This window comes from Aminobacter sp. Y103A (assembly GCF_030294925.1).
Taxonomy (GTDB): domain Bacteria; phylum Pseudomonadota; class Alphaproteobacteria; order Rhizobiales; family Rhizobiaceae; genus Aminobacter; species Aminobacter ciceronei.
The window spans coordinates 1,156,416-1,176,589 of record NZ_AP017986.1; the positions used below are offsets into that span (position 1 = coordinate 1,156,416).

The following is a 20,174-nucleotide window of genomic DNA, read 5'->3' on the forward strand; positions in this document are numbered from 1 at the left end:
AATCGTCAGCCGGTCGCCGTCGGCCGCCAGGTCTTCTGCGGCATGCGCCAATCAATGCCTTCGAGCAGATAGCCGAGTTGGGCCGGCGTGATAGTGACTGCGCCGTCGGCCGGCGATGGCCAGATGAAGCGGCCGCGCTCGAGCTTCTTCGAGAACAGGCAGGCGCCCTGGCCGTCGTGCCACAGAACCTTGATCAGATCGCCGCGACGGCCGCGGAAGACGAACAGATGACCATTGTGCGGATCACGCTTTAGCGTCTCCTGCACCACCAGCGCCAGGCCCGGAAAGCCCTTCCTCATGTCGGTGTGGCCGGTCGCCAGCCATACCCGCACGCCGCTCGGAACCGGGATCATCGGGACCCGAGCGCGTCCAGAACGCGCCGCAGCGCCTCGGCATCTACGTCGCGATCGACGCGGACGCGGCGCCCGCCGCCAAGCTCGATCTCGATGATGCCGCTCTTGCGGCGACGTCGGCCGGGAGACGCCGATGGCGCCGGCGCCTCAACGGCGGGCGGCGCAGCAGCAGGAACGATCTCGACCGCGACCAATTGCGAGGGACCGGCATCGACCCGATCACACAGGTCCTTGCGCCATCGAAAGAGTTGGCTGACGTGAATGCCCGCCGATCGCGCGACTTCCGACACCGACACGTCAGGCTCAAGAGACGCCGCGACCAGGCTCTCCTTCTCCTCACGCGACCACCGCCGGCGTCTCTCGACCGACGTGATCACCTCCACCCGCGGCATCGTCATAGGGCTACTCCTAGGATTATCCCTAGGACTTCCGACGTTCGCCCTCAGCCCGCAAGGCGGTCCTCACCGGAGGGATACGTTCGAAGAGGTGATCTGGCCGGTGCTGGCGACCCGCATTCCCGCCTTCGAGGCGATCAAGCCGACACGCGCCTGGGCCGGCCATTACGACTACAACACGCTCGACCAGAACGCGGTGATCGGCCCGCATCCGCAGGTTAAGAGTTTCCTCTTCGCCAATGGTTTTTCCGGCCACGGCCTGCAGCAGGCGCCGGCGGTCGGCAAGGCGCTGGCCGAGCTGATCGTGCACGGCGGCTACCGCACGGTGGACTGCTCGGCGTTTGGGTACAGCCGTGTCGCTGAAGGGCGGGCGTTCAGGGAATTGAATGTGATCTAACGCTGGCGCGACGGCACCTCCTCTGGCCTGCCGGCCATCTCCCCCGCAAGGGGGGAGACCGGCAGCTTCCCTGGCGGCTCCATAATTCTGGCCTTGGAGATTGGCGAAAGCAGCGATGACGGCCAATCTCCCCCCTTGCGGGCGCGGTCAGCGGGTTCCTTGCCTTTGGCGATGCATGTCGTGGCCGCCGCCGCGCGGGCGGCAAGGGCTTCGGCCTCAACGCGCGCGGCGCGCTCCGCGAGGATCATCGCGTGGGCGGCGGCGAGGTCGGAAGGGAGCGATTCAGCGGCGGACACCAATCGATGGAATCACATCCACCGCCATGTGCAAGGCCAAAATCGTCAGCCGGTCGCCGTCGGCCGCCAGGTCTTCTGCGGCATGCGCCAATCAATGCCTTCGAGCAGATAGCCGAGTTGGGCCGGCGTGATAGTGACTGCGCCGTCGGCCGGCGATGGCCAGATGAAGCGGCCGCGCTCGAGCTTCTTCGAGAACAGGCAGGCGCCCTGGCCGTCGTGCCACAGAACCTTGATCAGATCGCCGCGACGGCCGCGGAAGACGAACAGATGACCATTGTGCGGATCACGCTTTAGCGTCTCCTGCACCACCAGCGCCAGGCCCGGAAAGCCCTTCCTCATGTCGGTGTGGCCGGTCGCCAGCCATACCCGCACGCCGCTCGGAACCGGGATCATCGGGACCCGAGCGCGTCCAGAACGCGCCGCAGCGCCTCGGCATCTACGTCGCGATCGACGCGGACGCGGCGCCCGCCGCCAAGCTCGATCTCGATGATGCCGCTCTTGCGGCGACGTCGGCCGGGAGACGCCGATGGCGCCGGCGCCTCAACGGCGGGCGGCGCAGCAGCAGGAACGATCTCGACCGCGACCAATTGCGAGGGACCGGCATCGACCCGATCACACAGGTCCTTGCGCCATCGAAAGAGTTGGCTGACGTGAATGCCCGCCGATCGCGCGACTTCCGACACCGACACGTCAGGCTCAAGAGACGCCGCGACCAGGCTCTCCTTCTCCTCACGCGACCACCGCCGGCGTCTCTCGACCGACGTGATCACCTCCACCCGCGGCATCGTCATAGGGCTACTCCTAGGATTATCCCTAGGACTTCCGACGTTCGCCCTCAGCCCGCAAGGCGGTCCTCACCGGAGGGATACGTTCGAAGAGGTGATCTGGCCGGTGCTGGCGACCCGCATTCCCGCCTTCGAGGCGATCAAGCCGACACGCGCCTGGGCCGGCCATTACGACTACAACACGCTCGACCAGAACGCGGTGATCGGCCCGCATCCGCAGGTTAAGAGTTTCCTCTTCGCCAATGGTTTTTCCGGCCACGGCCTGCAGCAGGCGCCGGCGGTCGGCAAGGCGCTGGCCGAGCTGATCGTGCACGGCGGCTACCGCACGGTGGACTGCTCGGCGTTTGGGTACAGCCGTGTCGCTGAAGGGCGGGCGTTCAGGGAATTGAATGTGATCTAACGCTGGCGCGACGGCACCTCCTCTGGCCTGCCGGCCATCTCCCCCGCAAGGGGGGAGACCGGCAGCTTCCCTGGCGGCTCCATAATTCTGGCCTTGGAGATTGGCGAAAGCAGCGATGACGGCCAATCTCCCCCCTTGCGGGCGCGGTCAGCGGGTTCCTTGCCTTTGGCGATGCATGTCGTGGCTGGACCGGGTGAGGTGAGCCCGGCCAAGTCTACCCAGCCTCTGCGCCCTGTCCCGAAGCCGCTCGCCCGCTCGGCGCTATGAGGGCGCGCTCGCGAGCGGCTTCGCTAAAGCTACGTTACAGCACGTGCAGGGACGCGACCCCAGTGAAGGCATACTCCAGCGTGGCTTCGCCAATTCCGTTCGTTGGCCCGCCTCAAGCCGGTCTTCCAACCGAAGGCCGAACGCGCCAATTCGCCAGCCAACTCCACCAACGATTGTCGAAATCCGCAACCCGGGGCGGTTCGCTCGAGCTCGCTTGCTTGAGAACGGCACAGACGGGATCGCGAGCATGATGCCGCGGAATGGGAACGCACCCATGCTTGGGTACGAGGGCCCCGAGCCAACGCGCATCGCGCCAATCGGCGTCGTCACGTTCGAGATTCATCACCGGCAGCTCGGCGCTTTTCGCTCGCATATGCGCCGGCACGCCGCTGGCGATCGATGACGCATTTGCCGACGAGCTGCTCGTTCCACGAAAAAGCAATAAGCGCGAGATCAATGGGCAACCTCGTCGGGACCGAAAAGAGCGCTAAACCGGGTTGCTAGATCAATCCAGGGTACCGCGTCGCCGCTCTCTGAAGCTATTCGAACGACCGCCGCCAGATAATCGGTAAAAGCCTTCAGTCTTATGGCGCCTTGCTCTGAGAGGTAGTCAATGGCGTCAAGCCGCTGGTGAACGGCAGCGAGCATATGTTGCACCAAAAGCAGGGAGGATGGGCAGGGGCAATCGCTCTTACTCGCGAGGCGCCTGCACTCACTGCAAAGCGGCGGAATGTCCTCTAAGGCTAGGTCGCCGGAAAGACGTTGTATGAGATTGTCAGTGGCGTTCCACAAATTCGCTCGCATGCAGTACGGAGTGCAGCGTGACGCCATGTTGGGCTAGCAGCGCCGTAGCTCCCTCGTCACGGTCCACGAGGCAAGCAGCGTCACCCACAATGCCGCCGACGCGGCGAACCTCTTCAATCGCCTTCAATATCGACTTGCCGCTTGTGGCAACGTCGTCAACGATCAGGACCACTTTTCCCTCGAGATCTTCTTTAGGCCCAAGTCCTTCAATCACGTCCCTTGTGCCATGGGCCTTTGGAACTTTGCGAACGAAGATCGTGTTTATGGGTTTGTTCATCATCGAGCTGACAGCCGCCATCGATCCGATTACGGGGACCGCTCCCATTTCAAGACCGCCGACGTACTCTGCTTTCACTTGCTCAGCTATTTTTAGGAATTCAAGAGCGGCAAGTTGCGCGCCTCGCGCCACCATCATGGTAGGCTTCATATTGAAGTAGATGTCGCTCTCTATGCCCGACGAGAGCGTGTAGCGTCCGAATCGAAAAGAGCGCTCACGGACAATCTCGCGGAGTTCGTCCTTGTCGTGTTGGCCGGAATCAACTGGTCTGAATTTCGCCAGTGCCGCCATAGATCAGACCTCGCCCGTAGGGAAAAAATTGGCTGCGGCATGCACCTAGTCACTACCGCTATGTGGCTTATGCAAGTGTTCGCGGGGTGTGTCAATTAATGTCAATACCGGTGCGACCGTTTCGCGCAGATTTTTCCATTATCGTTATTGGGTGCCTAAGCGTGATCACGGGCTTCGCTACGGCTGGGTAGCCTTGGCTCCTGGCCCTTGCCCAATCTCGGCTAGGCACGGGTTTTTTCGACGCGGGCCGTCTCTTTGAGGATTTGGGCGTTTCATCCTCGTCCCCTCGAGTTCCGCCACGCTCGGCCCCGTTTGCGCCAGCTTCTTAACCAGGTTGCGCATGAGGTGAGCGTTTCGGCCGCCATGTCGGCCCCGTGTCACTCTTGTGGTACGAGTGGGCAAGGCCGCGCTTTTCGTGCAACCTCCTCGTAAAGGCGAGGTAAAGGTCGAGTCGCGAGAATTTCGTTCATCAGCACCGCGGCGCAACATTCGGCTCGCTTCGTCTGACGACGGTAAAAGCCAGCAGCAAAGTCCAAGGTAGGCCGTAGTCCACCTCCCCTGCAGGCCGAGTCTCGACGCGATATCGGCGACAGGGCGAGCGTCTGCCTCTGAGGCAGACGCCGAACAGCAGACCGAGCCTTACACTGATTTTGGTGGCATTGAGTTCGCCGACACCGTGACATGGAGCCTATCACGGGCGGGAAGTGCCTGGTGGCAGAACTCGACAAGCGGCGCTACGTTCTGGACGCCGGCGTTGCTAACCAGGACATCGAGGCGCCCGAAGGTTTCGATCGCCTGCATCAGCTGCTTTCCACCTGCCCCTCTCGCTGGCAACCATTTTCTGTCAACCGATCGATCCCGGACGCCGTTGTTAGACTTCGCTGTGATCAAGATCCGCGGACCACTCTTGCTCCCTCGCGGGCGAACCGCGCTATCCTTGCCGACCCCGCTCGCGGCTTCGGTGATCAGCGCCACCTTGTCGAGAAGCCGGCCACCGGCTCCCCATCGCGTTGGTTCAATGAGATATCACTGTAAAAGTTCATGGTTTCTTCCTTTCCGATGGCGAGGCTAGGCTTTCGCGAGATAGTCGTGGACGACCTTCCCTAGCGCGAGCGTGAGATCTGCGACGAAGTGGTCGGCCGAGACTACTTCCAGCACCGGCAGTTCGGCGACGGGGGCAAGCGCATGCGACCAGAGGTTCAGGGCTGCCGGCCCGGTCCAGGCGCCCCTCAGATGGACGTCCTCTAGATGATATTCCACGAGCTCACAGATGCGCGGCGTGCCGTCGACATGCGGGATGATTTTGAGGAGGAAGTTCGGTTCAGCGAGCGAGGCCCTCACGCTCGCGAGGTCGGCGGCTCGGTGCTTGTAGCCCATGGTACCCGTCGCGACGCGGACCGGCCCGTAGTCCAGCGTGCCAACAAGGGTATCCGTCTCGGTTCGGAGCGTTGGGCTAGCGAGCTTCTTTGGAAAGCCCCACAACTCGCGTCCGCCCGCTATCGGCGGATGGTCGTCGAGAAACATGCAGTGGGTGTAGCTGCCCTTGCGGCCTCGGAAGGAGACCGGGATGACCTGCCCGCTTTCAGTGTAGTCGCCAAAGCCGGTCGAGTCCGGCATGCGAATGAACTCGAATTTGACCAGAGGCTCGCACACCTGAAGCGGCTCCGGCACAAGGTCGCGCAGTTTCTGCGGATCGGTGCGATATGTGATGATCAGATACTCCCGGTTGCCGAAGCGATATGGGCCGGCCGGGTAGGCCGGGCTGATCAGGGGCATGGCGAAAGCTTTCCCACGGACGGTATCTTGGTGCATGTTCGAAATTCCTTTGTGCTGGATCAGGTGGGGCTTAGATCGGTCTGCATGATGGCGGCGAGGCTCTCCGAGGTGCTGTCGCAGCCTCGTAAGGGATGCATGGCGTAATCGCGCGTAGCCATTTGCGCTGGGCAATTGCCTTGGGGCGCGAGGCGATGGTCGCGGACGCGGTTCCATGGCTCCGGTTGTGATCGAGAGGCAAGATTCGAGGTAAAGTGATTTTGTTCCTCATTTGAAGGCGCTGCTTCCCGTCTGCCCTCGTGGTAGGAGGAGGTGGAGTGGCGGCCAGCTCCGATTTCTCCTCGACGGGGTTTGCGGATCGACGCGCATGCGCCATGCCAAATGAGAAATCGTTCGAGGCTAGCAGGACAGACGGCCTCGGCGAGCCAGTCGAGAGAGAAGGTCTTCGCCTCACGCGGATCAGATACGAATTCCCGAGCACTGCGGTGATGTAGCAGCAAGGCCCGCGACGCCACCAAACCTCTGTCGCGAAAATATGGAGGTGACGCGGTATCCGCCGTCTAGCGAAACAGCTTACGCAGCATCCGGCAGCACGCACTCGACGGCCCGGCCTCATCGCCGGCTTCAGGAGAAAAGATCAGCTATGAGCCGGCAGGCAATCGCTGCACGCGGCGGTCAGGTCGTGTAGATCTTCCGCGCACACAGCCGGCGCCGGAATGATGCTAGATGATGAGCCGACGCCAACATTACCGCAGGGGAGACAGCCAAGTCTGTCCTCAAGCGTCTGAAATGCATGTCCAAAAGCTGACAGCGACAAAAAACATGTCTGGTCCAAAACAACCGGCCGCCTTGGGCGTGAGGTTTCTCGAAGCCTACTCGTGCAGTTGCGCGGCTAAGCGCGCTGGCACGGCCTTTGCTAGAGATGCGGCAATATTGAGTCGGGGCTGACCGCATAAGAACGCGAGACGATTGATGGTCTGCTGCGCCATCTCGGCGGCGCGTTCGCTCAACGGTCACGGCTACACCCTTGGCAACGGCTGACGCGCGACTTTGCGGTTGCGCCGCCCTGCCGCGCCGATGCGCCCAAAGTTCGTTGATAGTCCGCTCGGCCGATTGAGGAAACCGGCTGTTGACTGCTGCCAAGGCGGAGATGGCTGGGCTCATTCGGACTGTCTTGACCGTCGGTGTCATGAAGCCAAAGACACCATTCTGGACGTTATGCATGACCAAGACGAGTGGGAGTCACAACGAATGATTTTACCGGAACTGCGCTCTGCTATCCCAGCCGGCAGAGTTTTGGAGATAACGACGACCACAGGATGCATCGTGGGATGTTCATATTGTCCGCAGGACAAGTTCGCTGACCGGCAAAGAAAGGTATCTGATACGAAGCATCTTAGTCTTGGAGATTTCAAGCGCTGTCTGGCGCGCGTACCAGCCTCCGTCGACATTAGTTTTGCCGGGTATTCTGAGCCATGGCTCAATCCGGATTGCACCGAAATGGTCGAGCACGCTTCCGCCAAAGGCCACGGCATCAGGATTTTCACGACGCTTGTGGGAATGAAGGGGCAGGATCTACAACGCTTGCAGGCGCTGCGGTTGGGGGTATTCGTGGTTCATGTTTTTGATGATGGCGCCCACATGAATAGCCGCCTTGTCGGAGCCAAGTATCGCGATTTGGTTGGTCAACTCGTCGACGCCGACATCCCTTCGATCCGATTCGTGGTTTTGGGTGAGCCCCATCCCGATATCGCCGACATTATCCCTGCCCAAGCCCTAGTTCGCGCGCGACCGGTGAGCAGCAGGGGTGGAAGCGTAGACCCTAAGATTGTAGAACCACGGCAGCCAGTCGTCGGAGCGCTGATATGCGTGGACGAACGGCAGTATCGGAATGTACTCCTTCCAAACGGCGAGGTCACTCTCTGCTCCATGGATTTTGAGCGGCGTCACGTATTGGGCAACCTACTATGCGACGAATATGGCGATCTCTTTAAAAGCCCAGTTTTTTGCGAAATCGTCGATCGCATGAATGGAGCGGCTGGTTTTCTGCTTTGCAGGATGTGTGAGTTTGCCGATCCAAACGATAGAACTGACTGACGCCGGCTGACCGCGGCGGGCCTGAAATGCCGACGTCCCTGAAACGGCAAGATGCACATGCCCGCGAAGTCATCGTGTTTTCACGTCACGCTAACACGATCCCGTAGGCGCGGCAGTCAGCCTCGACCATTTCCGAGACGAACTCATCGAAAGTGGTCTTCGGCTTCCAATCGAGTTTTGTCGGCTGCCTTGGAGGCATCGCCGATCAGCAGGTCAACCTCGATTGGCCCGAAACAGCGTTTGTCGATCCGGATCAGCGCTTGATTACTCATGCGTTCACGGCCCACCTCGTCAACGCCTTCGCCCTCCCAGACGATCTCCTTTTCGACTCGCCTGAAGGCAAGCCCCGACAAAGGTGCGGACCGTGTGTGTCTCGCCGGTTGCAAGCACGAAATCGTCAGGTTGATGCTGCAAGATGCGCCACATGCCCTCGACATAGGCGCGCGCCGAGCCCCAGTCGCGCTTTGCTTCCAGGTTTCCGAGATAGAGACAGTCCTGTTTGCCGGCCATGATCGAGCCACCGCACGCGTCACCTTGCGCGTGATGAAAGTTTCGCTGCGCGTCGGCCCTTCGTGATTGAACAGGATGCCATAGAGCCCGTATACCTCGCGGTAGTTCATGGTGATCCAGTAGGCGTAGACCTTCGCCACCGCATAGATCGAGCGTGGATAAAACGGAGTGCTCTCCTGCTGCGGGATGCCCTGGACCGAACCAAAGAGTTCGGAAGTTGACGCCTGGTAGAACCGCGTTTCTTTCTCGAGACGAAGAATGCGGATCGCTCGGCAGCAGCAGCGTGCCGAGCGTATCGGCATTGGCGCTGTATTCCCGGTCCCGAGGGAGACTGCACGTGGCTTTGCGCAGCCGGTGCAAGGTTTCGGCCTCAATGTCGGATACTCGACAGGATCGCAAACCTGCTTCCGTTGCTTTTCTCATGTTTTGCTCTGGCACGTTCGATGCATGGGACCCTCCCGAACGCAGCAGCGGATGTCTTCTATGATCAAACCCACGGGAAAATGCTGTCGCCGCACTCATGACCGCGCCCTCGCTGGTCGCCAAGCAGGCCGAAGGTCGGCTCATCACGGTCGAGGCGGGCAACTGAGCCCAATTGCAATGAGGGATAGGCTGCGAAAGCATGTCACTGACCACGCGGGGGTCATCGAGGCGGGATTCTCGATGCCAGCCACGCGCAACATATCGCCGGCATGAGTGCCGATCTCATCACGGAGCCGGCATCCGCGGGCGTCACACCCGATACTACGAACGCGCGGACAAACTGTTGCAAGTCCTGCGGTGTCGACGATGCGTGCGGGAAGGGCAAGCCCAGCGGCCATGGCCGACATTCGCCGCATATAGCGCCTGATTGGGAGGCGTCAGCAGGGGCAGGACAACTGGATCTCTCTTGCATTGGGATCGGTGCTGGCCCGTCCAATTTGAGCCTTGCGTGTCAGATACACGAGCAAATCGGGCACGGGGCATTGTTCTTGGATCGGCAAGTTGACTTCCGCTGGCATCCAGGCAGCGCATTCGACTCTTCAGAACTCCAGGTCAGCCACGTCAAGGATCTGGTAACGCTGGTGAATCCGCGATCCGCCTACACTTTCATAAACTACCTGCACGAGAACGGGCGTCTGTACCACTTCCTGAATGCACAGTTCGATGCTGTGCTCAGGGCTGAGTTCGAGCAATACCTGAACTGGGCGTTCCGCAGGAACCCACTTGTGCGCGGCGGCGAGACCGTCCGCGAAATACGCTATGATGGCGAGTTTCGGGTGCGGACGGACGACGCGGTGCTTAGTGCCAGAGACCTGGTGGTCGGCATCGGCAAGCAAGCATGGATTCCACCTCAATTTCAGGGCTGGATCGGACGCAACCTGTTCCATTCATCCGATTTGCTGCACATCCATCCTGAGGTGCGGCAAAAACATGTTTGCGTCGTTGGTGGAGGCCAGTCGGGAGCCGAGGTACTGTTGCATTTGGTCGGTGGGCCAAGAGAACGGCGGCCTGCCTCGATCACCTGGGTCTCGCAGCGCGAAAACTACCTGCCCCTCGACAACAGCCCGTTCACAAACGAGTTGTTCATGCCCTGTTTTTCGGATCGTTTCGCGGCAATGAGCGAGCCGCAGCGCAAGCTGTTCCTGCGGCGTTTCGTGCTCGCCTCGGATGGTATTTCGGATCGCACTTTGCGCGCCGTCTACCAGGCGCTGTATCGCCACGAATTTCTTGAGCCAGACCTATGTGACATCGCACTGCGGCCGGGTTGCAACGTTTCGCGCTGCATCAACGCCGGCGCGGGTCACAACTTGACGCTGCAGCGCGGCTTGGGCGACGTCGAAGAAGTCACGGCCGACATCGTCATCCTGGCCACCGGTTACGAGAACGCCGTGCCAAGCTTTTTGGAACCGATGGCGGATCGGCTGCAACAGACCGACAATGAGTTGGTCATCAACGCGGATTTTTCGGTGTGCTGGGACGGACCGCGTGACAGACGCATCTTCGTACAGAACGCCAATCCCGGGCAGCGCGGGCTGGCCGATCCGAACCTAAGCCTGCTGGCCTGGCGAGCTCGCCGCATTCTTGACAGCCTTCTACAGCGCGCGCCGTGCGCGAACCCTGAGCATCTTGGCTTTATCAGCCGTACCACCGTCGAGAGCTGGCCCGACCCGGTAGCCGAAGAAATGGGCAGCGGGATATGACTCAGCGACTACTGATCATCGGCGGTGGCATCCAAGGAATGATATCCGCCTCCGCTGCGGCGAAGGCCGGAGCCCGCTCCGAACTCATCGTGGCTGAACATGCCCTTGGACCTATTATGGGCGCATCGCTTTATTCTGCGGGCGTGCATTTGCCCCAGGGTCGTCGAAACCGTACCAGGTCGCTCGCTCGAAAGTGCGCAGTGGCCCTGGCGGCCATGGCTGCGTCGGCCGTCATGGGGGGGGGGCCGGGCCCATAGCGAAGCGAGTGGTGGCTGGACCGGTGAGGTAAGTGATCGGGACCAGCTTATTGAACCCGAGGACCCGGCGTGGCCTCGGATGGGCAGTCTGGCGCCGAACTTCTGCGGACAGTACCCGTTTTTGAGCATCGATGGACCCGATGCCAGCGACGTGCCCTCCCTGATCGCCCGCCCCGAACGGGAACTTGTCGCAAAGATTCGCGCTGCGCACGGCTTGCGTTGCGTCAGGCTGCACGAAGGTCGTCTTTCGGGCAGTCGCACCATCAACAGCATGCTCGGCAGTGACTACTATGCAGACGGACCGGATCGACAGACCTTTACGGGCCTCGGTGATCTCTCCATTGAGGAGGGACAACAAAGCCTTGCAATCCACCCGGAGCGGAACGCACTTAGCGCCGCCGTCTGCATGCCGTGGAGTATCGTCTCCGTGGTCAGCGCCCGACTGCCCCTAACCGGAATGTTTGACCAACCACTCTTTCCAACAGGAGGCTTTTCGCATGTTGACCGATGCACAAATAGAAAAGTGGAAGAAAGATGGATACGTCAGGCTCGAGAGGTTCTTCGATCCCGCGGCTCTGGAAAGTATTTCCAAATTTGTTGAAGACATATCCCGCTGGGATGTCAGCGATGATAAATGGCTCATGTGGTTCGAGAAAACGACTGATGATCGAAAGATCACCTCTAAGGCCGAGAATTTTCTGGACTTCCATGACCCATTGCGTCTTCTCCTCTTAGAAGATCAGCGCATAAACTGTGCGGTCGACGATTTGCTTGGCGAAGATTCGCGCAGACTCAAGGAGTTGCTGATCTTCCACTATCCCGATAGCGGCGGTTATCGCCCGCATCAGGACATTTATCACATTCCACACAGGCTGCCCGACCGGATGGTCCATGCGATCGTTGCCATAGGCATTGACGATTCCGACCCGGACAACGGCGGCCTTTTCTTCAGTCCCGGCAACCACAAGAAGGGGATATTTCCCATGGATGCCGGCGGGGTGATCGATCCTAAAGTCACCGAAATGTTTTCCTGGGAACCCATAGTATGGAAGGCTGGCGACATCTTCATCTTCGACGATTACGCACCGCACTACTCACAACCGAACAAAAGCAATCGTTCTCGGCGGACGCTCTACTTGGTGTTCCAGCGTGCTTCAACCGGTGGACCGACCCGCGCTGAATATAACGTGCTTAAGCGCGCCCTTAATCCGCCAGAGGGAAAAGTGGCCGATCTCGACAACCTCAAGCCCCCAAACGGCATTTTCTATCGCGATTGAGCTCACGGAACCAGGCGGGGCCATGCATACGAAACTGATCGACGGCTTAAAAATGCGCGGAGAGCATGGCGTTCTGATTGCCCGCTACTGGACCTCGCCCGCAGTCCGTTACGACACTTCGTTGTGTCGATCGTGCAGGTGTCGCCGGGCAGTCTTCTGTAACGCCTAAAGCCCCGCTGCCGCCCGTCGTCGCCCGCCTGGCCCCAGAGCCGGATTATTCTGACGGAGGCGGCCAACGTGTCGGGCTACCGCCTCTCTTCGCAACTTGCAGCAGAGGCTGTTGCGTTGGCAGCCGAAGATACCACTGCGTCAGCTGAGGGCCGTCATGCGGAAATCCACGTTTTCTCGATCGGAGCTGTCGCGGGCGTTCGGTATCGACATGGCTACGCTTGGGACGGGAAGCGCGGGCACCGGGTTTTCATTTGGCAAGGTGGCACCGGGCGTCACATCCGAGCCCCATCGGCACGACGAAATCGAGGCCTTCGTGGTCCTGTCTGGAGCGGGCAAGGTCAGGACCGACCTTGGGGAAATCTCGGTCGCAGCCGGCGATGTCGTTCTGTTCCATCCTTTTGAAGCGCATGTGCTGCACAACGATGGGGTCGAAAACCTAAACTTCGTCGATGTCTACTGGCGCGACGGCAAGGCCGCCCTCGAAGCTGCTGCCCAGGTCGCGATTCCCCGCGGGCCGATCTTCGTCTTCTCCACGCCGCCGACGCCGAATGGCGATCTGCATCTGGGGCATCTTTCTGGCCCTTATCTTGGCGCCGATGTCTACACGCGTTTCCTGCGCATGAAAGGGGTCGAAGCCTATCACCTGACTGGAAGCGACGATTACCAGAGCTACGTGGCCACGCGTGCCGATGCCGAGCAATCGACGCCCGCAAAGGTGGCGCGCCACTACGCCCATGAGATTCGAGCCACGCTTGCGCTTCTCGACTGTGAGGTCCACAGCTTCCTCCCGACTTTGGGCGATAGCGCTTATGCAGAGTTTCAAGCCGCGTGTTTCCGTAGTCTTCTGAGCAGCACGGCGGTAGATCTGCGCCAGAGCCCTGCGCTCTTCGATGCTGTGACAGGCGACTACCTTTACGAGCCGGATGTAAGCGGCCTCTGCCCCGATTGCGGCAGCTCCGCTGGTGGCAACATCTGCGAGGAATGCGGCGCACCGAACCTATGCCACGACCTAGATGCAGTCCGGTCGCGGCACTCGGCCGAGGCGCCGGTGGTCGGATCCGTGCGCCGTCCCGAACTTGCGCTGGAACGGTGCTACGACAATATCGACCGGCATTTAAGGGCGTCGGGCGCCCCAGTTCGGATCATGGACCTCTTCGCGCGTCTACGCCAACGTGGCGACTTTTCCGTGCCCATCACCCACCCCTCGGACTGGGGCCTGCCAGCCGAGGGGCTCCCGGGGCAGGTGATCTGGGTCTGGCCAGAGATGGCGTTTGGTTTTCTTTACAACATCCAGGCGCTAGCTACATCGCTCGGTCGAGACTGGGACGCGACCCTGCCCAGCAATGACTGGCAGATTGTCCATTTCTTCGGCTTCGATAATTCCTTCTATCACGCCCTGCTTTATCCGGCGCTTTATGCTGAGGTCTTCTCCCACTGGACGCCGCGCATCCGGTATCATGTGAACGAGTTCTACCTGCTCGACGGTCAGAAGTTCTCGACAAGCCGCAGCCATGCGGTCTGGGGCAAAGAGGTTCTGGGCCAAAAGACAGTCGATGTCGTACGTCTTCATTTGGGCCTGACACGCCCGGAAGGTGAGCGGACGAACTTCACGCTGGACGCGCTACGCCGCACGGAGAACGAGGTGTTCCAAGGAATCTGGCTGAATTGGCTTGATGCGCTGCACGGGGAAATCAAGCAGAACTTTGGCGGCTGTGTGCCCGATGCTGGCGACTGGGCTCCCGCCGATCGCGCTTTCTTTGCTCGGATAGAGATCCATCGCGCGGCGATGGAACGCGTCTATTCGGACGACGGCTTCTCGGTCCGGCGCGCGGCCGCGCAGGCCTGCGATTTCGTCAGCGATTGCGTAGTCTACCGACGGGCGCAAGACTATGAGGCGGCGCGACGTCTCTATCCCGCCCGCACCCGCACGTCGCTCGCCCTTCAGACGACGGCCGCTGCAATCCTGGCACAGACACTCGCGCCGCTGATGCCCCGATTTGCCAGCACGCTGGCGCGAGGTATCGATGGCGTCTCGACCGAAACATGGCCCACGTCCGTCCGGCGCCTTGCGCCAGGAACGACCTTTGATCTCGGACCCGTGCTGGGCTTCTACGCCAGAGCAGACATTCCTGCTCTCAATGAAGAGGAGGCATAATAGCCCATCGTAGTTTCGACCAGATTTGGGCCGCAATCAAAGCCGATGATGCCGAAGCTTTACTCGCGGCCACTGGCTGCCGAAGGCCACTCCCAGACCATAGACACAAACACTGGCCGGCCTTAACCAACAAATCGTCGAGACGCTGGCCCGCGCCTTGGAGGATCGCTCGGTTGACAAGCGCTTGCCATTCGTGCGGCAAATGCCGAGCGGGCTGCACTGCGCTGACCAACTTTCTCGGAATCGCGGAATTTCCGACCTATAGCCAGCCGGTCAAGAAGGTCATGCGGTTCGGGACGCTGGGTCGGCCTAGCTGTGCGCGCCCGCGCATCGCCGGCGGCGAATGATGCTAGATGAGCCGACGCCAACATTACCGCAGGGCAGACAGCCAAGCCGTTCTCGCCCTCAAGCGTCTGACGCATGATGCGTGTCCAAAAGCTGACAGCAGCAGAAAACATGTCGGGTTCAAAACAACCGGCCGTCTTGGGCTTGTAAGGTTTCGAGGCAGAATCATCCATTTACTGCCGGCAACGCGCTGGCATGACGTTTGCTGGTTGAGATCGGCAATACTGAATGAGGGCTGATCGCATGAGAACACGCAAGACTTCGATGGTCTCCTAACCGGTGTGTTCCGTTCTGAGAGAACCAGCTCGCGCTTAAACGTCAGGAAAGGTGTGGGAATGGAGAACAACATGTTGCGTAGAGAGTCCCCGGCTCCTCTGATCAAAGTGGACGACTGGCTGCGTGGCTAACCTCTCACGAACTTTCAGCCCGGCAAGGTGTCGGGATGACAAGTGGAATGGAACCCTGATCAATTCGCCCATTTTCTGCGGCGCGCCCGCAGTAACTGTGTTCATGGTGCACAGGGTCGACGGTCTGCTCCAGGTCAGGGCTCGGATCTTAGACTTCCAACCGAATAGCCGCGGCGGCGATATTCGACGCGAATTTGGCCCGTCGTTGAAGATGTCACAGTCCAGGACCTGTTCAAGGTCGGCCACAGGGGCAGCATTTACGTGGAATCGGCCTGGCGAGGCCGGACGTCGGCTGCGTAAGCGAGCCCGAAGTCAGCGTAACCGAAAGCAGAAATCCTCCGTCGAGGACGAGACCTGAAATTGAGGAAACGAAATGTCTCACGCAACGCTTGGCCCTGCCGTCAACAAGGATGGCGAGGCCCTTTCCCGCCCGTTCGTCAAATGCCTCCTGCGGCTGATCCGTGCTCAGGATTTTCACGGCTCATGCCAACGGAAATCGGACACCGGGCTGCTGGCCGATTTTATCATCACCAAGGGACTGCGCCGGAATATCCAATCATTGGCAATCCGGATTCGGACGCGCTGTGGAGGCGCGACATGTTTTAGACCGTAGTGGAGCTTGCGATCGAGGAGCGCTCAGGCGTGACATAAGTCAACAACAGAAATCAAACCGACCTCTGTCGAGACGTCTACCGGTTCGGCTTCGCGAATCCCAGACAACTCGCGGATACCGGCGCGAAACTGGTCGGCGATGCGACTGCAGCTATTGCATTCCGACGTGGCGCGGGCGTGAAGAAACTGATTTTCGAGGAAGGATCATGGCAAACTTGGATGAGATGGCGAAGAAAGTCCGAAAGCTTCAACTGCGCGCGGCAATTGCCAAGACGAACTTGCGCGACCTTGCCGAGGGTCTCCCGGTCAAATGGATTGAGATAGAGGAAGTCGCCGAGAAAACGCATGCCGTTTATGCCGAGTTGGATGGCGCCAGGAGAGCTTGCCAAAATGAAGACTTTGCGATGAGGAGCAAATTCATCAGCCGCGACGGCTCCATATGGGTGCCTGAATATCTGATCGCTATCGATGGCAAGATCTGTATCGGCTGCGGCCGCTGCTTCAAAGTCTGCTCGCGCGAGGTCATGCATCTTTACGGCGTCGATGACGCGGGTGAAATCCTCGGCGCCTGCGACGCCGATGACGACGATTTCGACGGTGAGCTCAATCGTATGATCATGGTTGTCGACCATGCCGGCCGCTGCATTGGCTGCGGAGCCTGCGGCCGCGTCTGCCCAAAGAACTGCCAGACCCATCTCGCGGCCGACCAGATCGCAGCATGAGCTGCATGGTTTGACGAGCCAAAATCAGGAGAACGGCATTGCGCTTCATCACCTTTTGTCGCCTCCTGGCGCTGGTCTTGTGCGGCACCGCTGCGACCGTTTACTTGGCTTCGCAGTCGATCCGTCTAACCGTCGTCGCGACGCTGGCCTGCTCGCTGCTGCTCCAGATGGTTTATTTCGCAAGTGTGCTCTTTCTAATCTGGCGATCCGGCTGTGCTGGCAAAGCCGGGCAAGGTGCTGAGCTTTTAGATAGGTCCCAGGAAGTTCGGTACCAGTCGCCCGACGAGGATGAGCGAAGGAATGAAACTCAAGATGGGGCCCAGCGCAATCAAACGCTCGGCATATCGCTGCTCCTCCCTTGAGGCGATGTAACAAGGATGAGAGCTCGGATTCATCCCTTTGTTCAAGTTTGATTATTCAGGCCATGGTTCCCTGGTAAGGTCGAAGGCGACGGCTTTCTCATCGTTCTACCGCCCAGGGAATGCAGTTTCTACGGGCGGATTCGCCGATGACGGTCCTGTGTTTCGGCGTGCAATTTTGACACCTGAGTGGAGTGCGCCCCTAGGGGTGGACACTGATCGGCTACGGTTTTGCCCGTCTGCCGGATGTGTTGGTCCTCGCGGTCATCTGCGCGACCGCATTCGCCGCGCCCGTCTCTCGTGGCCGCGCCCTCTTGAATTGAAGGTACAGACAGTTCCTCTTTTAAAAGCGACATCCGCCCTGTCCGTCAGCCGGAGAACAGTCGGAGCTAAAACCCTGTCACCACCAGTTCGCCAGGTCGAAATGGCAGCGAACGACCTTGCGGGGGCGCTAGGGTTCAGGCGTAGGTCGATGCCGAGAGGCACGTTCGACATTGTCCGATAACCGACAATGTCGGGTATGCAACGTAGAGGAAGCTGTCTCTTGGGTGTTTTCTAAATGTTTTTTGGCTTGGCACGGTACATGCTCGTTATTGCGCAAAACGCACGGATGAGTGGTCCCACCGCCACGACAGTCGCTAGCTTACGCCACCTCCCAAGGCGAACCCGGCCCGGCAGGGAGCTCCGTCTCTGCCGGGCATGCCTTTCAGACGACTCGCGTTCAGAACAGCAGCAAGTTCACGTCAGCAACACCGACACAGATTACTAATCAGTTGCTGGATACCGCTAGGACCGACACGCTCGTCAACTACAATCCGACGACTTACGGCCGCGGCGAGGCAAGCCTTTCGAGGGCATTGGCACCCGTTTCGATCAGGTAGACGAGCACTTCGATCGAGCAGCTGAAACCTCTGTGAGGCGTTGAGCGCCACAAAAATCGCCTCGCGGAATTCCGCTCGGCAACCGTGCAGTTCCTGCCGGTCCAATCGCAAACAAGAGCCACCGCGTTTTTATCGAAGTCTGTTGGTTTGGCGGTCTGGCGGCACTTGCAAAGCTGGCAAACACGCAGATGCCGACCGCGTATCGTCGTAGGTTTCCTAGGCGATGGTCGCCTCATCGCAGCATGGCGACATGTGGATCGCTTCGTCTCAATCGCAAGGAGAGCGCTGGAAATCCCCAAAGCTCTGATGGGTCGTCGGAGAGCGTGGCCGACCAATCCAAGCAGCGCTTATGGAACGAGTTTTGCGTGGCTATTTCAGCTGAATGATCATCGCCGGAGAGAATATGCTGGAAAAATTCGAGCGTTACCCGCTCACCTTTGGACCCACACCCATCGAGAAGCTCGACCGGCTCGGCAAGCATCTGGGTGGCAAGGTCGAAATCTACGCCAAACGCGAGGACTGCAACTCCGGTCTGGCGTTCGGCGGCAACAAGCTGCGCAAGCTCGAATACATCATCCCCGACGCGATCGCGTCAGATGCCGATACCCTTGTCACCGTCGGCGGCGTGCAGTCCAACCACACGCGCATGGTCGCCGCCGTTGCCGCCAAGATCGGCATGAAATGTCTCCTGATCCAGGAGAGCTGGGTTCCACATGAGGATGTCGTCTACGATCGGGTCGGCAACATTCTCTTGAGCCGCATCTTGGGCGCAGAGGTGCGTCTGGTCGACGATGGCTTTGACATCGGTATCCGCCGCAGCTGGGAAAAAGCGCTCTATGAGGTCAAGGCAAGGGGCGGCAGGCCCTATGCGATACCGGCCGGGGCGTCTGTTCACCCGAATGGAGGCCTCGGCTATGTGGGGTTCGCGGAGGAAGTGCGCGCCCAGGAGGAACAGCTTGGGTTTGCCTTCGACTACATGGTCGTTTGCACGGTCACCGGTTCAACGCATGCCGGCATGCTCGTCGGATTCGCCAAGGACGGTCGGCAGCGCAACGTGATCGGTATCGATGCCTCTGCCACCCCGGCCAAGACCAAGGCGCAGGTGCTTAGCATTGCCCGACATACAGCGACCCTCGTCGAGCTCGGATCGGAACTTGCCGAGGATGACGTGGTGCTGCTCGAGGACTACGCGCACCCGCGGTACGGCATTCCATCCGAGCAAACCAAGGAGGCGATCCGTCTGTGTGCGCGGCTCGAGGGTATGATTACCGATCCCGTCTATGAGGGCAAATCGATGCAAGGGATGATTGACCTCGTCCAGAAAGGCTTTTTTCCAGAGGGCTCGAGGATTCTCTACGCGCATCTCGGCGGCGCGCCGGCCATCAACGGTTATGGCTACACCTTTCGCAATGGCTGATGCTCGACAGACCTCCACGTGCTGTGCCTGCCGTAACAGCGCTGCGCCAAGTTTGACCGAAGGCCCGTTGGCAAACTTCAGCGGGCAGCTGTTAACTGCCGCCACGACGTGGGGTCGTGGTGCTGGCATGCTTGGCAGCATTTGCCTGTGCTCAATGTGTCCCGGAGCCGCATAAGAAGGGAGAAGACATGGCCGTTTGACTTTCTTGTCATTTTGCGGGGCCGCGATAATCGCCGTAAATTTGATAAATTGTAAGCTACCGAAGATGTCGCGCAGGCGCGGAGGTATCTACTTGAGCAGGTTTGGAAGCTGTGACCAAGCGTGCTCGAGCGGGTCGTCGTCGGCGAGCACATCGCCGGACACCCCCAGCGCGGCGGTGAACTGGGCCAGCATGGGTGAGGGAGAGGCGTCCTCCGCGACGTGACAGCGGGCAGTCGGTATCCGGCTTAACGAGGGCTTGCTCATACCTATTGCGAGCGTCGACGAGACTGTCGTTCCTTCGGCAATTTTGACCGAAACGGCGCATTCAGCCGGCGCGTTGCCTTCGGGCGGGTCGTCCACCTCGCGCTCTTTTAGCACTACGTGCGGAGGGGGTTTGGGGGCTACGACGTAGCTGAGCCGCTCTATACGGAGGGGCGCGCGCGGCGAGGCGACGATGAGGTTGAGTTGTCCCCCGATGGCCTCTACGTAGCTCTAGGTGTCGACAGATACATATCGGCCTGTTGCTCGATCTTCGAGACAGA

At 60.0% G+C, this 20,174-nt stretch carries 15 protein-coding genes and 5 pseudogenes; 12 read left to right on the forward strand and 8 right to left on the reverse strand.

Annotation, left to right across the window (positions count from 1 at the left end):
- Positions 1–5: 5 nt before the first annotated feature.
- A complete protein-coding gene (gene tnpB, locus Amn_RS05605) occupies positions 6–353 on the reverse strand; it encodes an IS66 family insertion sequence element accessory protein TnpB (protein WP_286288509.1) in 348 nt (115 codons plus the stop codon).
- Positions 350–751, reverse strand: coding sequence for an IS66-like element accessory protein TnpA (gene tnpA, locus Amn_RS05610; RefSeq protein WP_286288512.1), 402 nt, complete (start codon positions 749–751; stop codon positions 350–352). The genes tnpB (Amn_RS05605) and tnpA (Amn_RS05610) overlap by 4 nt, the downstream gene beginning before the upstream one ends.
- A 79-nt stretch (positions 752–830) precedes the next feature.
- Between tnpA (Amn_RS05610) and Amn_RS05615 the strand changes: the two are divergent.
- Positions 831–1,145 (forward strand): annotated as a pseudogene (locus tag Amn_RS05615) (NAD(P)/FAD-dependent oxidoreductase); the annotation flags it as partial.
- A gap of 341 nt (positions 1,146–1,486) precedes the next feature.
- Here Amn_RS05615 and tnpB (Amn_RS05620) read toward each other — a convergent pair.
- The gene (gene tnpB / locus Amn_RS05620; RefSeq protein WP_286288509.1) at positions 1,487–1,834 is read right to left on the reverse strand and encodes an IS66 family insertion sequence element accessory protein TnpB; all 348 of its coding nucleotides are present in this window, start codon (positions 1,832–1,834) and stop codon (positions 1,487–1,489) included.
- Entirely contained in the window at positions 1,831–2,232 is a 402-nt protein-coding gene (gene tnpA / locus Amn_RS05625) for an IS66-like element accessory protein TnpA (RefSeq protein ID WP_286288512.1), read from the reverse strand. Before tnpA (Amn_RS05625) ends, tnpB (Amn_RS05620) begins: the two co-directional genes overlap by 4 nt.
- 76 nt (positions 2,233–2,308) lie before the next feature.
- On the opposite strand from tnpA (Amn_RS05625), the pseudogene Amn_RS05630 reads away from it, so the two are divergent.
- Positions 2,309–2,626: pseudogene (locus Amn_RS05630) on the forward strand (NAD(P)/FAD-dependent oxidoreductase); the annotation flags it as partial.
- 1,042 nt (positions 2,627–3,668) lie between these two features.
- Here the strand turns inward: Amn_RS05630 and pyrE are convergent.
- Entirely contained in the window at positions 3,669–4,265 is a 597-nt protein-coding gene (gene pyrE, locus Amn_RS05635) for an orotate phosphoribosyltransferase (RefSeq protein WP_096453656.1), read from the reverse strand.
- Positions 4,266–4,976: 711 nt separating this feature from the next.
- Here pyrE and Amn_RS05640 point away from each other — a divergent pair.
- Positions 4,977–5,300, forward strand: a complete 324-nt coding sequence (locus tag Amn_RS05640; RefSeq protein ID WP_286295101.1) for a hypothetical protein — start codon at positions 4,977–4,979, stop codon at positions 5,298–5,300.
- Positions 5,301–5,333: 33 nt separating this feature from the next.
- Here the strand turns inward: Amn_RS05640 and Amn_RS05645 are convergent, their stop codons facing one another.
- Complete coding sequence (locus Amn_RS05645; RefSeq protein WP_286295102.1) at positions 5,334–6,077, reverse strand: acetoacetate decarboxylase; 744 nt, start codon at positions 6,075–6,077, stop codon at positions 5,334–5,336.
- 1,212 nt (positions 6,078–7,289) lie between these two features.
- Here Amn_RS05645 and Amn_RS05650 point away from each other — a divergent pair.
- On the forward strand, positions 7,290–8,135 hold the full coding sequence (locus tag Amn_RS05650; RefSeq protein ID WP_036241273.1) for a radical SAM/SPASM domain-containing protein: 846 nt from the start codon (positions 7,290–7,292) through the stop codon (positions 8,133–8,135).
- Between the two features lie 85 nt (positions 8,136–8,220).
- Here Amn_RS05650 and Amn_RS05655 read toward each other — a convergent pair.
- Positions 8,221–8,994, reverse strand: a pseudogene (locus Amn_RS05655) (GDP-mannose 4,6-dehydratase); the annotation flags it as partial.
- Between the two features lie 529 nt (positions 8,995–9,523).
- On the opposite strand from Amn_RS05655, the gene Amn_RS05660 reads away from it, so the two are divergent.
- The 8 genes and pseudogenes from Amn_RS05660 (at position 9,524) to Amn_RS05695 (ending at position 19,431) form a co-directional block, all read left to right on the forward strand.
- Positions 9,524–10,828, forward strand: coding sequence for a lysine N(6)-hydroxylase/L-ornithine N(5)-oxygenase family protein (locus Amn_RS05660; RefSeq protein WP_027056518.1), 1,305 nt, complete (start codon positions 9,524–9,526; stop codon positions 10,826–10,828).
- Between the two features lie 754 nt (positions 10,829–11,582).
- A complete protein-coding gene (locus Amn_RS05665) occupies positions 11,583–12,362 on the forward strand; it encodes a phytanoyl-CoA dioxygenase family protein (protein WP_286295105.1) in 780 nt (259 codons plus the stop codon).
- 325 nt (positions 12,363–12,687) lie between these two features.
- Positions 12,688–14,688: a class I tRNA ligase family protein gene (locus tag Amn_RS05670; protein WP_286295107.1), complete on the forward strand. Its 2,001-nt coding sequence runs from the start codon at positions 12,688–12,690 to the stop codon at positions 14,686–14,688.
- A gap of 1,125 nt (positions 14,689–15,813) precedes the next feature.
- Positions 15,814–16,043 (forward strand): annotated as a pseudogene (locus Amn_RS32720) (NifX-associated nitrogen fixation protein); the annotation flags it as partial.
- A 233-nt stretch (positions 16,044–16,276) separates the two neighbouring features.
- A pseudogene (locus tag Amn_RS05680) lies at positions 16,277–16,378 on the forward strand (CCE_0567 family metalloprotein); the annotation flags it as partial.
- A gap of 78 nt (positions 16,379–16,456) precedes the next feature.
- Positions 16,457–16,774 (forward strand): ferredoxin III, nif-specific, encoded by a 318-nt coding sequence (gene fdxB, locus Amn_RS05685; protein WP_202296272.1) that lies wholly within the window; start codon positions 16,457–16,459, stop codon positions 16,772–16,774.
- A gap of 38 nt (positions 16,775–16,812) precedes the next feature.
- Positions 16,813–17,136: an exopolysaccharide production repressor protein gene (locus Amn_RS05690; RefSeq protein ID WP_202296270.1), complete on the forward strand. Its 324-nt coding sequence runs from the start codon at positions 16,813–16,815 to the stop codon at positions 17,134–17,136.
- Between the two features lie 1,281 nt (positions 17,137–18,417).
- Positions 18,418–19,431: a 1-aminocyclopropane-1-carboxylate deaminase gene (locus Amn_RS05695; RefSeq protein ID WP_286295111.1), complete on the forward strand. Its 1,014-nt coding sequence runs from the start codon at positions 18,418–18,420 to the stop codon at positions 19,429–19,431.
- Positions 19,432–19,719: 288 nt separating this feature from the next.
- Here Amn_RS05695 and Amn_RS05700 read toward each other — a convergent pair whose 3' ends face one another.
- Positions 19,720–19,992, reverse strand: coding sequence for a hypothetical protein (locus tag Amn_RS05700; protein ID WP_286295112.1), 273 nt, complete (start codon positions 19,990–19,992; stop codon positions 19,720–19,722).
- Positions 19,993–20,174: the final 182 nt, after the last annotated feature.